Source organism: Acidovorax sp. Root402, assembly GCF_001425125.1.
GTDB classification, from domain to species: domain Bacteria; phylum Pseudomonadota; class Gammaproteobacteria; order Burkholderiales; family Burkholderiaceae_C; genus Acidovorax; species Acidovorax delafieldii.
In genome coordinates this window covers 437,177-451,955 of record NZ_LMDQ01000001.1, presented here as the reverse complement: position 1 = coordinate 451,955, position 14,779 = coordinate 437,177, and the positions used below count along the sequence as shown (strand labels likewise).

Below are 14,779 nucleotides of genomic sequence, written 5' to 3'. Positions count from 1 at the left end.
GCACGGACCGTGCCACACCAAGGTGCACGGCGCGCTGCACGGTTGCGTTGCGTTACAACAATCCCCAGTACAGTGGCGGTGACCGCGTCCGGCATGTTGCACCCAACTGGTGCAGACACCCAACAGGCCGCGCTAAAAAACCACAAAACGCACCCATCTGGGGAGAAATCGCTTCATGAGTCTTGCTTTGGTGCAAAGCCGCGCCCTTCTGGGGCTGCAGGCGCCTGCAGTCACCGTCGAAGTGCATCTGGCCAACGGTTTGCCCAGCTTCACGCTGGTCGGGCTGGCCGAGGTGGAGGTGAAAGAAGCCCGCGAGCGCGTGCGCTCCGCGCTGCAGAACGCGGGGCTGGAGTTCCCGTCGAACAAACGCATCACCGTCAACCTTGCCCCCGCCGACCTGCCCAAGGATTCGGGCCGCTTCGATCTGCCGATTGCGCTGGGCATCCTCGCCGCCAGCGGTCAGGTGGATGCCAGCCGCCTGGCAGGCTACGAGTTTGCGGGCGAGCTGTCGCTGTCCGGCGAGCTGCGCCCCGTGCGCGGCGCGCTGGCCACCAGCCTGGCCCTGCAGACCCAGCAGATTGACGCACAGCTGGTGCTGCCGCCCGGCAGCGCCGAAGAGGCCGCCCTGGTGCCCGCCGCGCGCGTGGTGCGTGCGCGGCACCTGCTGGATGTGGTGCGGGCGTTCCTGCCACCGGGCAGCACGGCCGGTGGCGATGCCGACGTGGCCAACGACGGCTGGACCCGCCTGCAGGCCACCGCGCTCACCGCCAGCACCACCGGGCCCGACATGGCCGACGTGAAGGGCCAGGCGAGCGCCAAGCGCGCGCTGGAGATTGCAGCGGCTGGCGGCCACAGCCTGCTGATGGCCGGGCCACCTGGCTCGGGCAAGTCGATGCTGGCGCAGCGTTTTGCCGGGCTGCTGCCCGCGATGACGGTGGACGAAGCGCTGGAGAGCGCCGCCATTGCCAGCCTGGCGGGGCGCTTTCGGCCCGAGGCTTTTGGCGTGCGCCCCACCGGCCAGCCCCACCACACGGCCAGCGCGGTGGCGCTGGTGGGCGGTGGCTCGCCACCCCGGCCGGGCGAGATCTCGCTGGCCCACCAGGGCGTGCTCTTCCTTGATGAACTCCCGGAATTCCCCCGCGCTGCGCTAGAGGCTCTGCGCGAGCCGCTAGAGACCGGCCACATCACCATCGCCCGGGCAGCGCAACGCGCGGAGTTTCCGGCCCGGTTCCAGATGATCGCGGCGATGAATCCGTGCCCCTGCGGCTTTCTGGGCTCCACGCAGCGCGCCTGCCGCTGCACGCCCGACCAGGTGCACCGTTACCAGGCCAAGCTCAGCGGCCCGCTGCTGGACCGCATCGACCTGCATGTGGAGGTGCCCGCCCTGCCCGCCGAGCAGCTGGTGCAGGCGGCTGCGGGCGAGTCCACCGCCAGCATCCGCGCCCGGGTGGAGCAGGCCCGCGCCAAGGCGCTGGCGCGCCAGGGCAGCACCAACCAGGCGCTGCAGGGGCAGGCCATCGACGCCCACCTGCACCTGGACGATGCGGCCGCCAAGTTCCTCAACACCGCTGCCGCGCGCCTGGGCTGGTCGGCACGCAGCACGCACCGGGCGCTGAAGGTGGCGCGCACCATCGCCGACCTGGCCGGCGCGCCCACCACCGAGGTCAGCCATGTCGCCGAGGCCGTGCAATACCGCCGCGTACTGCGCAGCCCGGTGTGAGTAGCGCTGGCGGCCCTTGAGGCACATCAGCACCTTGACGGAGACAGATATCAAATTGATAGCGCCTGGCGCATGTATCACTAGCGCCTGCGGCTGATTTTGATCAAAAAGAGGGTGCGCAGCACCCAGCGGGCGCTGCGCACCGGCCGCAGGGGCCCGGGCGCCCGGCACAATCTCCCCCCATGTCCAGCGTCCGCTCCCCCAAGAAATCCCCGTCGGTCCCCGCCCCCACAGACACCGCAGCCCCCGCCAACGAGCCCGTGGACACCGGCTTTTTGCGCACGCTGGTGGGCTACAACACGCGGCGCGCGGCGCTGTCCATCATTGCCGTGTTCATGGAACGCATGGCCGTGTACGACCTGAAGGTGGTGGATTTCTCGGTGCTGTCACTGGTGGCGCACAACCCGGGCATCACCTCGCGCCAGCTGTGCGCCACGCTCAGCGTGCTGCCGCCCAACATGGTGGGCTTGATTGCGGCGCTGGAACGGCGCGGCCTGATCGAGCGGCGCCCGCACCCGAGCGATGGGCGCGCCATGGGCGTGCACCTGACGCCCGCCGGGGTGGAACTGACGGCGCAGGCCGAGCAGACGGCCGCGCAACTGGAAGAAGACGCCACCAACCGCCTGACGGCGGCCGAGCGCAAGACACTGATCCGGCTGCTGCAAAAAGTCTACGACTGATCCAGCGGCTGCTCAGCAGGCCGCAAGAGGCCTGGATGGGTATCAGGCGGCCGGCGCTGCCGGGGCCTTGTCCAGACCCAGTAAGCGCACCGCGTTGCCCTTCAGGATGCCGGGCATCACCTCGGGCTTGAAGCCCGCTTCCTGGAAGTCCTTCATCCAGCGCTCGGGCGTGATCAGCGGGTAGTCGCTGCCGAACAGCACGCGGTCTTTCAGCAGCGTGTTGGCGTACTGCACCAGCTGCTTCGGAAAATACTTGGGACTCCAGCCCGACAGGTCGATCCAGACATTGGGCTTGTGCGTGGCGACCGACAGCGCCTCGTCCTGCCACGGAAAGCTGGGGTGGGCCATGACAATCTGCATGTCGGGGAAGTCGATGGCCACATCGTCCAGGTGCATGGGGTTGCTGTACTCCAGCCGCAGGCCGCCGCCGCAGCGCATGCCGCTGCCGATGCCGCTGTGACCGGTGTGAAAGATGGCGGGCATGCCGTATTCGGCGATCACCTCATAGATAGGCCAGGCCATCTTGTCGTAGGGGTGGTAGGCCTGCACCGTGGGATGGAACTTGAAGCCCTTGATGCCGAACTCCTCGATCAGGCGGCGGGCTTCGCGCGCGCCCATCTTGCCCTTGTGGGGGTCGATGCTGGCGAAGGCCGTCATCATGTCGCTGTTGGCCTTGGCGGCCTCGGCGATCTCTTCGTTGGGGATGCGACGGCGGCCCATCTTGGACTCGGCGTCCACCGTGAACATCACCAGGCCAATCTTCTGCTCGCGGTAGTAGGCCACCGTCTCGGCAATGGTGGGGCGGCGGCCGTTCTTGAAGTACTTGTCGGCGGCGCGGTCGTACTCCTCGCCGTAGTTGTCAAACGGGTTCCAGCAGCTCACCTCGGCGTGGGTGTGGATGTCGATGGCGATCAGATTGGCGTGGTCCATGCGTGTCTCCTGGGTTGGCGCCCGCCGGTGCAGCGTCAAACCCCCAGCATGCGCCACGGCGCGTGACGCAGATCAAGGGTAAACACCAATAAAAAACGGGCTTGGCTTGCTTGAATTGGTTATGAACTATAACCACAATTCAACCAACACGAAAGCCTCTATGACCCATCCAGACATCCATTTCGAGCTGCGCGGCGACCACCAGGAAGTGGCCGTGATCCGCCTGACCCGCGCGGCCAAGCGCAATGCGCTGAACGACGGCCTGATCCTCGCGCTGCGCGACCTGTTCGAGAAAATGCCCAGCACCGTGCGCGCGGCCGTCATCGATGGCGACGGCCCCCATTTCTGCGCCGGGCTGGACCTGTCGGAGCTCAAAGAGCGCGACGCCGGCCAGGGCCTGCACCACTCGCGCATGTGGCACGCCGCGCTGGAGCGTGTGCAGTACGGCCCCGTGCCGGTCATTGCTGCGCTGCATGGCGCCGTGGTGGGCGGCGGGCTGGAGCTGGCCAGCGCCTGCCATATCCGCGTGGCCGACGAGTCCACCTTCTACGCGCTGCCCGAAGGCTCGCGCGGCATCTTCGTGGGCGGCGGCGGCGCTGTGCGCATCCCCAAGCTCATCGGCGCTGCGCGCATGACGGACATGATGCTCACCGGCCGCGTCTACAACGCGCAGGACGGCGAGAAGGTCGGCTTTGCCCAGTACCTCGTGCCCGAAGGCCAGGCCTTTGACAAGGCCTTCGAACTGGCCGTGCGCGTGGCGCAGAACGCGCCGCTGACCAACTACGCGCTGATGCACGCCCTGCCCCGCATTGCCGAGCAGCCCGCCGACCAGGGCTTCTTCACCGAAGCCATGATGGCCGCCATCGCCCAGAGCGCCCCTGAAGCCAAGTCCCGCCTCGCCGACTTCCTGGAAGGCCGCGCCGCCAAGGTCCGCAAGGACTGAGCCCGCCCCCAGTCACCCCTTGCCCCTGCTGGAACCCCCTATGAGCGACCTCTCCACCCCCCTCGCCCCGGCCCGCTACCGCCCCGTGACCTTCGGCGTGACCCGCGTCAGCCTGCGTGACGGTGCACCGGGCGTGCGTTACCTGCAGGCGGACCTGCCCCTGGGCGCCTTTGCCCGCCGCGTGACGGACTACCTGGTGCACTGGGCGGAGACCACGCCCGACCACAGCTTTCTGGCACGCCGCGAGCAGCTGCCCGGTGGCAAGACGGGTGACTGGCAGCATGTGAGCTACGCCCAGGCGCTGGATGCCGCGCGCAGCATCGGCCAGGCCCTACTGGATCGGGGCCTGAACGCAGAGCGCCCGGTGGTGGTGCTGAGCGAGAACACTGTCGAGCACGCCCTGCTGGCACTGGGCTGCATCTACGCCGGTGTGCCCTACTGCCCCGTGTCGCCCGCCTACGCCACCGTGAGCCAGGACTACGACAAGCTGCGCCACGTCATCGACACCCTCACCCCCGGCTTGGTGTTTGCCGCCGACGGCGCACGCTACGGCAAGGCCATCGCAGCCACCGTGGCGGCCGATGTCGAAGTGATCCTGGCCCAGGGCGCGCTGGAGGGCCGCAAGGCGGGCACCTTCCAGAGCCTGCGCCACACCACCGCCACCCCGGCGGTGGACGCGGCCATGCACGCCACCGGCCCCGGCACCATCGTGAAGTTCCTGTTCACCAGCGGCTCCACCAAGATGCCCAAACCGGTCATCAACACCCAGCGCATGTGGTGCGCCAACCTGCAGCAGATCTCGCTGTCGCTGCCGGTGCTGGCCGAGGCATCGCCCGTGCTGGTGGACTGGCTGCCGTGGAACCACACCTTCGGCAGCAACCACAACTTCGGCCTCACGATGATGCATGGCGGCACGCTGTACATCGACGACGGCAAACCGACGGCCGCACTGATTGGCGAGACCCTGCGCAACCTGCGCGAGATCGCACCCACGGTGTACTTCAACGTGCCCACCGGCTTTGAAATGATTGCCGAGGCCATGAAGACCGACGCCCAGCTGCGCGCCAACCTGCTGTCGCGCGTGCGCCTGTTCTTCTACTCGGGCGCCGGCCTGGCCCAGCCCGTGTGGGACAGCCTGCACGCCACGCAAGAGGCCGCCATTGGCGAGCGCATCGTGATGTGCACGGGCCTGGGGATGACGGAATCCGCCCCCTCGGCCATGTTCTGCAATAGCCCCGACGTGCGCTCCGGCCACATCGGCGCGCCCGTGCCCGGCATGGTGCTCAAGCTGGTGGAGGTGGACGGCAAGACCGAGGTGCGCTACCGCGGCCCCAACGTCACGCCCGGCTACTGGCGCTCCGACGCCGCCACGCGCGACGCGTTTGACGACGAAGGCTACCTGTGCACCGGCGACGCCGTGAAGTGGATCGACGAGAACAACATCCACCGTGGCCTGGCGTTTGACGGCCGCATTGCCGAGGACTTCAAGCTCTCCACCGGCACCTTCGTGAGCGTGGGCCCCATGCGCGCCAAGATCATCGTGGCGGGCGCACCCTACATCCAGGACGTGGTGCTCACCGGCCTGAACATGAAGGAAGTGGGCGCCCTGCTGTTCCCTTCCCCCGCCTGCCGCGAAGTGGCGGGCCTGGGCCCGGACGCTCCCTGGGCCGACGTGGTGGCGCACCCCGCCGTGCGCCAGCGCATCGAGGCGGTGCTGGACGGGCTGGCCCGGGAAGCCACCGGCAGCGCCAGCCGCGTGGCCCGTGCGCTGCTGATGGCAGAGCCGCCCTCTATCGACAAGGGCGAGATCACCGACAAGGGCTCCGTCAACCAGCGTGCCGTGCTCAAGCACCGCGATGCGCTCGTCACGGCCTTGCACGACGACATAGCACCGGGCATCCTCAAGCCCGGCGCCTGAACCCCACCCCGAACAGGACAGACCCACCATGCAGATTCAAGGACAAGCCGCCCTCGTGACCGGCGGCGCATCGGGCCTCGGCGAGGCCACCGCACGCGAACTGGCCCGCCTGGGCGCCAAGGTGGCCGTGCTCGACCGCAATGCCGAGCTGGCCGAAAAAGTTGCTGCTGAAATTGGCGGCGTAGCCTGCCCCTGCGACATCACCGACGCCGCCAGCGTGACCGCCGCGCTGGAGAAGGCCGCTGCCGCCCACGGCCCCGCCCGCATCCTCATGAACGTGGCCGGCATTGGCAGCGCCAAGCGCGTGGTGCAACGCGACGGCAGCGCCGCGCCGCTGGAAGACTTCGTGCGCGTGATCAACATCAACCTCATCGGCAGCTACAACGTGAGCCGCCTGTTTGCCGCCGCCTGCAGCAAGCTGCCCGTGCTGGACAACGGCGAGCGCGGTGTGATGATGTTCACCGCATCCGTCGCCGCCTTTGATGGCCAGGTGGGCCAGCAGGCCTACAGCGCCTCCAAGGCAGGTCTGGCCGGCATGACACTGCCCATGGCGCGCGACCTGGCGCAGCACGCCATCCGCGTGTGCACCGTGGCGCCCGGCCTGTTTGCCACGCCGCTGATGAAAGAGCTGCCCGAGGCAGTGCAACAGTCGCTGGCGGCCAGCATCCCCTTCCCGCCACGCCTGGGCAAACCCGAAGAGTTTGCCGAGCTGGCTTGCCATATCGTGACCAACGGCCACCTGAACGGCGAAGTCATTCGCCTGGATGGCGCCCTGCGCATGGCGCCCCGGTAAACGATCAGCGCCACACATCAGTAAATAACAAGAGGGCGCGAAAGCGCTCCAGCTTGACCCCCGAGATTTCCGTCAGACACACACCAGGAGACATCAGCATGACCACCACCCGCCGTCAATTTGTTCAGGCCCTTGGCGCCAGCGCCGCGCTGGGCGCCTTCCACCCCTTTGCCGCCCATGCCCAGGTGGACCAGGTGAAGGTGTACTTCGGCTTCCCCGCCGGCAGCTCGGGCGACACCGTGGCCCGCCGCGTGGCCGAGAAGTGGGCTGGCAGCGCGTTCAGCAAGAACCCTGGCGTGGTGGAAAACAAGCCCGGCGCGGGCGGCCGCATTGCGCTGGAGACGCTCAAAGCTGCGCCCGCAGACGGCTCGGTGCTGGCCGTGGCGCAGGTATCGGCCCTGGCCAACTACCCGCACATTTACAGCAAGATGAACTACACCGACAAGGACTTCGCGCCCGTGTCGATCGCAGCCATCATGCACCACGGCCTGGCTGTGGGCCCCATGGTGCCCGCCAGCGTGAAGAACGTGAAGGACTTCCTGGCCTGGGCCAAGGCCAACCCCAAGGACGCCAGCTACGGCTCGCCCGGTGCAGGCTCCACGCCCCACTTCCTGGGCGCGCTGCTGGGCATCAACAGCGGTGTGGACCTGCGCCACGTGCCCTACCGTGGCTCCATCCCTGGTGTGACGGACGTGGTGGGCGGCCAGGTGGCTGCCATGGTCACGCCGCACGGTGACTTCATCGCCAACTACAAGGCCGGCAAGCTGCGCATCCTGGCCACCTCGGGCCCCAAGCGCTCCATCTACGTGCCGGATGTGCCCACGTTTGCCGAACAGGGCTTCCCTGAGCTGACCACCGAAGAATGGTTTGGCTTCTACGCCCCGGCCGCCACGCCCAAGCCGGTGATTGCCGCTGCCAACGCCGCCATCAACGCTGCGCTGAAGGAAAAGTCGGTCATCGACAGCCTGGCCATCGTGGGCCTGATGCCCCATGGCTCCACCCCTGAAGAACAGGCCCGCTGGCAAAAGGCCGAGTACGACAGCTGGGGCCCGCTGATCAAGAAGATCGGCTTTACCGCAGAGTCCTGATCCCCCCTGCGCCGCAGGTCCGGACTGACCCCAGTCCGGGCTGCCGCATGGCAAAAAATAGAAGAAAACAGCCGCTAGCGCACATCCAACAAGCGCAGACAGCTACCAATAAGAGATCAAACCATGCAAGCCCGCCAAACCCTTGCCGACATCCAGCACCTGCTGACCACCGTGCTGAAGGCGCCCACGCGCTGGCAAGGCCTGGTGCCGTTTGCGGATACCGACGGCGACCTGGCGGCCCAGGTGCTCGACGAGGCGGCCAAGTTTGTGGACAGCGCCATCGCCCCGCTGCAGCGCAGCGGCGACGAAGAAGGCTGCCGCTTTGACGGTGGACGCGTGCACACCCCCGCAGGTTTTCGCGATGCGTACCAGGCCTTCTGGCAGGCGGGCTGGCCGTCGCTGTCTTGCGCGCCCGACGATGGCGGCCAGGGCCTGCCTGCGGTGCTGGAGTGTGTGCTGTTTGAATGGCTGGCCGGCGCCAACCACGGCTGGACCATGGCGCCCGGCCTGCTGCACGGCGCGTACGAATGCATCAAGCACCATGCCAGCGATGAACTCAAGGCGCAGTACCTGGAGAAGGTCGCCACCGGCGAATGGCTGGCCACCATGTGCCTGACCGAAGCCCACGCAGGCAGCGACCTGGGCATGGTGCGCACACGCGGCGTGCCCCAGCCCGACGGCAGCGCCCGGGTGAACGGCAGCAAGATTTTTATCTCTGGCGGCGAGCACGACTTGACGGACAACATCGTGCACCTGGTGCTGGCGCGCCTGCCCGATGCGCCTGCGGGGCCCAAGGGCCTGTCGCTGTTCCTGGTGTCCAAGATTCTTCAGGATGGAAGCCACAACGCCGTGGTCTGCGAGCGCATCGAAGAAAAAATGGGCCTGCACGGCAGCCCCACCTGCGTGATGCGCTTTGACGACGCCACCGGCTGGCTGGTGGGCGAGCCGAACAAGGGCCTGAACGCCATGTTCGTGATGATGAACGCCGCCCGCCTGCACGTGGGCCTGCAAGGCATCGGCCTGCTGGAGGCCGCCTGGCAAAAGGCCAGCGCCTACGCCGCAGAGCGCCGCCAGATGCGCGCGCCCGGCGCCAAGGACACCAGCCTCATTCAAGACCACCCCGCCATCCGCCGCATCCTGCACACGCAACGCGCCTGGATCGACGGCGGCCGCGTGCTGGCCTACCACACGGCCCTGCAACTCGATGTGGCCAAACACAGCACCGACGCCGGCGAACGCGCCGCCGCGCAGCGCTGGTGCGCGCTGGTCACGCCCGTGCTCAAGGCCGCGCTCACCGACCAGGCCTTTCACGGCGCCAGCGCCTGCCTGCAGGTGTTTGGCGGCCACGGCTATGTACGTGAATGGGGCATCGAGCAGATCGTGCGCGACGCGCGCGTGGCCATGATCTACGAGGGCACCAACGAGATCCAGGCCATCGACCTGCTGGTGCGCAAGGTGCTGGCCGATGGCGGCCAGGGCCTGGCAACGCTGCTGACCACACTGCCCGGCGCAGCCCCCAGCGCCGCTGCCAGCGCACGCCGCCATGCGCTGGTGGAGATCACGCAGACCCTGGCGATTGCCGCCCAGTCCGACCCCGAACTGCCCTACTGGGTGGCCGACGACTACCTGCGCGCCGTGGCGCTGGTGCTGCTGGAATGGGCCTGGGCCCAGATCGGCGCCGCCCGCCCCCACCGCGCGGAACAATCCACGGCCGCCACAGACCGCTGGACCACACCCGCCCAGGCCTTCGCCCAGTGGGTGCTGCCCGAGTTCGATCTGCGCACCACCATCCTGCGCCAGCGCATTGCCCAGGCGTTTGAATTCAGGCCGCAGGAGGCCGCAAGCGCATGATTCATATGCGCCAGCAGCTCCTGATTCAGTAGCGAAACACCTTCCATCGATCTCCCACCCACAGCGTGTTGAGGCCACGTTGCGGGGTTCCTTGCGCCTCAAAAAAACCACTGGAGACAACACCATGCGCTTGAAGATGAGAAGAAACCGGATGCGTGCCCACCACCCCCTGGCACTCTCGGCTGCGGCTGCTGCCTTGCTCATGGGCTGTGGCGGCTCGTCCGATGCCGCCCTGCCCCAGCTCTCCGCCGCCACACCGGCCACCCTGCAGTCGTGCGCCACGCTCGCCAGCAGCCTGGCGTTGCCCGACACGCGCATCACCTCGGCCGAGCAAGTGCCCGCAGGCCCCATCACCGTGCAGGGCGTGACCACCCAGGCGCCTGCGCACTGCCTCGTCAAAGGCAAGATGAAAGAGCGCACCGGCCCCGTGGACGGCGCCAGCTACGCCATCGGTTTTGAAATGCGCCTGCCCGTGGAGTGGAACGGCCGCTTTCTGCACCAGGCCAACGGCGGCCTGGACGGCAGCGTGGTCACCGCGCTGGGCTCGGTGAGCGGCGGCGCCCCCGTGGCGCCCGCCCTGGTGCAGGGCTTTGCGGTGCTCAGCTCTGACGCAGGCCACAGCGCACCCACGCCCTTCTTTGGCGTGGACCCGCAGGCCCGGCTGGACTACGGCTACCAGGCCGTGGGCACCCTCACCCCCATGGCCAAGAACCTCATCAAGAGCGCCTACGGCAAGGCGCCCGACCGCTCGTACCTGGCCGGCTGCTCCAACGGCGGCCGCCACGCCATGGTGGGCGCGTCGCGCTATGCCGAGCAGTACGACGGCATCCTGGCGGGCAACCCCGGCTTTCACCTGCCCAAGGCCGCCACCACGCAGCTGTGGAAGGCCCAGCAATACGCCAAGGTGTCCACCAAAGACGCCACCACCGGCCTGCCCGACCTGACCACCGCCGTGAGCCCGACCGAGTTCAAGCTCATCAGCAGCAAGATCGTCGCCAAGTGCGACGCACTGGACGGCGTGGCCGACGGCCAGGTCAACGACGTAGCCGCCTGCCAGGCCGCCTTCAACCTGCAGACCGACGTGCCCACCTGCACCGGCGCACGCGACGGCAGCTGCATCACCAGCGAGCAAAAGGGCGTGCTGGCCAGCATCTTTGCAGGCCCCAAGAACAGCAAGGGCGAGGCGCTGTACACCGGCACCTGGTTCGACCCCGGCGTTGCGGGCGCCAACTTTGCATCGTGGCACTTTGGCGCGCCCGCCACGCGTGACGCCGGTGCGGTGGCCTTCATCTTCACCTCACCCCCATCCACCGTGGCAGCGTTCACCGCCATCCCCGGCATGCAGTACGCGCTGAACTTCAGCATGGAGACGGACTACCCCAAGATGTTCGCCACCAACGCGCAATACGCCGAGTCACCCTGGTCGTACATGACCCCGCCCAACGAAGCTGACCTGAGCGCCCTGAAGAACCGGGGCGCCAAGATGATCGTCTTCCACGGCGTGGCCGACGGCGTGTTCTCGCCCATGGACACCGCCAACTGGATGGACCGCCTGCAAGCCAACCACAGCGGCAAGGCCGACGCCTTTGCCCGCCTGTTCCTGGTGCCCGGCATGAACCACTGCTCCGGCGGCCCCGCCACCGACCAGTTCGACATGCTGGCCCCGCTGGTCGCCTGGGTGGAACAAGGCAAGGCCCCCGACAGCGTGACCGCCAAGGCACGCGGCGCAGGCGCCAACGTGGTCAACGCCGAGCTGCCCGCCAGCTGGTCCGCCAACCGCACCCGGCCGCTGTGCGTTTACCCCAAGGTGGCGCGTTACAACGGCACGGGGGATGTGGAGAGCGCAAGCAGTTTCAGCTGCAAGTGATCAGCGCTTGAAAAGCGGGAAGTCCGGCGCAAGCCGGGCTTCCCTTTTTCTTTACCTTTTACGCCTTGGCGCGAGGCTTCATGCGAAAGCTGACGCCCATGCGGTTGATGGCGTTCATGGTGGCAATCGTGAGCGTCAGGTCCACCAGGTCCTTCTCGCCAAACACGGCCAGCGCGGCCGCATAGGCTTCATCAGAGGCATGGGTCTCACTCACGCGGGTCACCTCCTCGGCCCAGGCCAGCGCAGCGCGCTCCTGCTCGGAGAACAGATACGCCGCCTCATGCCACACAGGAACCAGCACCACCTTCTCCACCGACATGCCTTCGGCCAGCAGGTCACGCGTGTGGATGTCGATGCAGTGCGCGCACCCGTTGATCTGCGACACGCGCAGAAAAACCAGGTGCGTCAGCAAGCTGGGCAGGCCTGTGCCCTGGGTGACGAAGTGGTGCAGCGTCCCGATGGCCTTGGCCCCCTCGGGCGATACGTTGAACCAAATAGCGCGGTTCATACAGCAGTTCCTTCACATTGAATGTTGGGCGGAGGCCGGTATCGACCTCCTGCTCACCAGACGTTTGACGTGAGGGTGCTGTGACAGATGCGAGAGAAATGGGTGCGAAGCCGACCATGCCCACACCCACGCCGCTACGCGCCGGAACCGGCGACAGCGGGAAGCTTGGAGCCGCTGCGCCTGCGTCCCAAGGTGGCGCGCTTCAGCATCACGGCTGCAGGAAACGCTGGACCAACAAAGACCAGTAGGCGGAACCGACTGCCACGTTCTCGTCGTTGAAGTCATAGCCTGGGTTGTGCACCATGCAGGCGCCGTGACTGCCCTCGCCTTCTCCATTGCCGATGAACAAGTAGCAGCCCGGCACTTCTTCGAGGAAGAATGCGAAGTCTTCGCTGCCAGTCAGCGCCTTTCCCTGTCGGGTCACGCGATGAGCGCCTGCGAGCTCTTCAGCCACCTCCCGCGCAAAGTCGGTTTCGCGCGCGTGGTTGACCAGCACCGGATACCCGCGCTTGTATTCGACCTGTGCCTGCACACCATAGCTCTGGGCCTGGGCCTGGGCGAGTTCGGTGATGCGCTTTTCGAGCAGTTCGCGCACTTGCGGATTCAGTGAGCGCACGCTCAGGCTGAGCGTGGCTTTTTGGGGGATGACGTTGTTGGCCACGCCCGCGTTGAATGCCCCCACCGTGATGACTGCCGTCTCTTGCGGGTCCACATTGCGCGCCACGATAGCTTGCAGACCCAGCACGATGGCCGAGCCGGCCACCACAGGGTCGGCCGCCAGATGCGGCATGGCACCGTGGCCGCCCTTGCCGTCCAGCGTGATGGTGACGTAGTCGGACGACGCCATGGTGGGGCCGTCGCGCAGCACCAGATGGCCCTGCGGGTGGCCCGGCATGTTGTGGATGGCAAACACCGCATCGCACGGAAACCGGGTGAAAAGGCCGTCCTCCATCATCTTCCTGGCACCGCCCAGACTCTCTTCGGCAGGCTGGAAGATCAGGTTGAGCGTGCCCGAAAACTCTACGTTCTGTGCAATGTGCTTCGCTGCGGCCAGCAGCATGGCGGTGTGACCGTCATGCCCGCAGGCGTGCATGATGCCCACGTTGCAGCTGGCGTACGGCAGGCCCGTGTTTTCCTCGATGGGCAACGCGTCCATGTCGGCGCGCAAGCCCAGGGTTTTGCTGCCATTGCCTCGCCGCAGCTGCCCGACCACGCCGGTGCCACCCAGGCCCCGGGTGACCTGGTAGCCCCATTTTTCGAGCTGCTCGCCCACGAGGTCGCTCGTGCGGTACTCCTGGTAGCCCATCTCGGGATGCTTGTGAATATCGCGGCGCACCGCAATGAACTCGGCGGCCTGCGCCTGTAGGGCCTCGATGATGTGGTGCGCAAAAGCTTCGCGTGGGGCGTTCATGAAGGGCCTTTCTGCAATCACTGCGGCTGCAGGTTGATGCTGCGTGCGATGCCGCGATAGAGTTCAATCTCGGCCTGGTAGATTTTTGCCAGCTCTGCGGGGCTGCGCGCACTGATCACGACATTGCCACTGGCTTCGAAAGCCTTGCGGGTTTCCGGAATTTCCGCCGCCGCATAGAAGGCCTTGTTCAGCGTGTTGATCACATTCTCAGGGGTGCTCTTGTGTACCTGCACACCGCTCCAGATGTTGAATTCCATGGATTCCAGCCCTTTCATGGTCGCCATGGCCGGGAACTGTTTGAACAACGGGTGCGGCGCTTTGGCAGTCACGGCCAGGCCCTGGATTTTCCCGTCCATGATGGTTTGCGGAATCGAGCCCGCCATGGGCAGGAAAGCCATGTCGATCTGGCCACCCATCAGGTCCGTGAGCAGGGGCGCAATGCCCTTGTAGGGCACATGCAGCATCTCGACTTTGGTCAGCTGCGAAAACCTCTCGCCGATGAGGTGGTACAGCGAACCCGGGCCCACGCTGCCGTAGCTCAACGGGTTGCCGCTTTTCTTGCGCGCCAGGGCCAGCAGCTCGTCCAGGTTCTTCACGTTGAGTGAATTGCGCACCGCCAGTATGGTGGTCGTGTTGGCGAACTGGGCCACCAGCGTGAAGTCCTCGGCCTTGTATTTCACGCCCTGAATGGCCATGGGCGCCAGGACCAGTTCCATCGGACTGCCCAGGGCCAGCATGTAGCCGTCGGCGGGCGCGTTGACCACCCGGGCCAGGCCAATGGAGCCGCCAGCGCCACCGACGTTTTCGATGACCATGGTCTGCCCCAGCCGGGCGGATGCCTCGGGCTGCAACTTGCGGGCAAAAAAGTCAGAGGGCCCGCCGGCCGGGTAAGGCACGATGAGACTGATGGGTTTGCTGGGCCAGCTCTGCGCCCAGGCTGTGCCCATGGCGCTGGCAGCCATGATCAGTGCGCCCACAAAGGTTTTGAAGTTCATCCGAATCTCCATGAAATTGGTGTTGTGGATTCAAGTGCCAGCTGCATCGTAGAAAACGATTTTTGTTGCGTCCAA

The 14,779-nt window shown here is 66.7% G+C and carries 12 protein-coding genes; 8 read left to right on the top strand and 4 right to left on the bottom strand.

Annotation, left to right across the window (positions count from 1 at the left end; translation table 11 throughout):
- The first annotated feature begins 175 nt into the window (after nucleotides 1–175).
- The gene (locus ASC83_RS02075) at nucleotides 176–1,720 is read left to right on the top strand and encodes a YifB family Mg chelatase-like AAA ATPase (RefSeq protein ID WP_056057220.1); all 1,545 of its coding nucleotides are present in this window, start codon (nucleotides 176–178) and stop codon (nucleotides 1,718–1,720) included.
- Between the two features lie 182 nt (nucleotides 1,721–1,902).
- Complete coding sequence (locus tag ASC83_RS02070; RefSeq protein WP_056057218.1) at nucleotides 1,903–2,400, top strand: MarR family winged helix-turn-helix transcriptional regulator; 498 nt, start codon at nucleotides 1,903–1,905, stop codon at nucleotides 2,398–2,400.
- 42 nt (nucleotides 2,401–2,442) lie between these two features.
- On the opposite strand, the gene ASC83_RS02065 is transcribed toward ASC83_RS02070, so the two are convergent.
- Nucleotides 2,443–3,330, bottom strand: coding sequence for an amidohydrolase family protein (locus ASC83_RS02065; RefSeq protein ID WP_056057215.1), 888 nt, complete (start codon nucleotides 3,328–3,330; stop codon nucleotides 2,443–2,445).
- Nucleotides 3,331–3,490: 160 nt separating this feature from the next.
- Here ASC83_RS02065 and ASC83_RS02060 point away from each other — a divergent pair, with 160 nt between their 5' ends.
- From ASC83_RS02060 to ASC83_RS02035, 6 genes are all read left to right on the top strand, one after another.
- Nucleotides 3,491–4,273 (top strand): crotonase/enoyl-CoA hydratase family protein, encoded by a 783-nt coding sequence (locus ASC83_RS02060; RefSeq protein WP_056057212.1) that lies wholly within the window; start codon nucleotides 3,491–3,493, stop codon nucleotides 4,271–4,273.
- Between the two features lie 40 nt (nucleotides 4,274–4,313).
- Entirely contained in the window at nucleotides 4,314–6,191 is a 1,878-nt protein-coding gene (locus ASC83_RS02055; RefSeq protein ID WP_056057211.1) for a feruloyl-CoA synthase, read from the top strand.
- A gap of 28 nt (nucleotides 6,192–6,219) precedes the next feature.
- Entirely contained in the window at nucleotides 6,220–6,984 is a 765-nt protein-coding gene (locus ASC83_RS02050) for an SDR family NAD(P)-dependent oxidoreductase (protein WP_056057210.1), read from the top strand.
- Between the two features lie 98 nt (nucleotides 6,985–7,082).
- Nucleotides 7,083–8,072 (top strand): Bug family tripartite tricarboxylate transporter substrate binding protein, encoded by a 990-nt coding sequence (locus ASC83_RS02045; protein ID WP_056057208.1) that lies wholly within the window; start codon nucleotides 7,083–7,085, stop codon nucleotides 8,070–8,072.
- A gap of 123 nt (nucleotides 8,073–8,195) precedes the next feature.
- On the top strand, nucleotides 8,196–9,923 hold the full coding sequence (locus tag ASC83_RS02040) for an acyl-CoA dehydrogenase family protein (RefSeq protein ID WP_056057206.1): 1,728 nt from the start codon (nucleotides 8,196–8,198) through the stop codon (nucleotides 9,921–9,923).
- Nucleotides 9,924–10,074: 151 nt separating this feature from the next.
- Nucleotides 10,075–11,790 carry a tannase/feruloyl esterase family alpha/beta hydrolase gene (locus ASC83_RS02035; protein ID WP_082522294.1) on the top strand — a complete coding sequence of 572 codons (1,716 nt, stop codon included), beginning with the start codon at nucleotides 10,075–10,077 and terminating at the stop codon, nucleotides 11,788–11,790.
- A 58-nt stretch (nucleotides 11,791–11,848) separates the two neighbouring features.
- Here the strand turns inward: ASC83_RS02035 and ASC83_RS02030 are convergent, their stop codons facing one another.
- From ASC83_RS02030 to ASC83_RS02020, 3 genes are all read right to left on the bottom strand, one after another.
- Nucleotides 11,849–12,298, bottom strand: coding sequence for a carboxymuconolactone decarboxylase family protein (locus tag ASC83_RS02030; protein WP_056057204.1), 450 nt, complete (start codon nucleotides 12,296–12,298; stop codon nucleotides 11,849–11,851).
- Between the two features lie 208 nt (nucleotides 12,299–12,506).
- Nucleotides 12,507–13,709 carry a M20 aminoacylase family protein gene (locus tag ASC83_RS02025; protein ID WP_056057202.1) on the bottom strand — a complete coding sequence of 401 codons (1,203 nt, stop codon included), beginning with the start codon at nucleotides 13,707–13,709 and terminating at the stop codon, nucleotides 12,507–12,509.
- A gap of 17 nt (nucleotides 13,710–13,726) precedes the next feature.
- A complete protein-coding gene (locus tag ASC83_RS02020; protein WP_056057200.1) occupies nucleotides 13,727–14,704 on the bottom strand; it encodes a tripartite tricarboxylate transporter substrate binding protein in 978 nt (325 codons plus the stop codon).
- Nucleotides 14,705–14,779 lie beyond the last annotated feature (75 nt).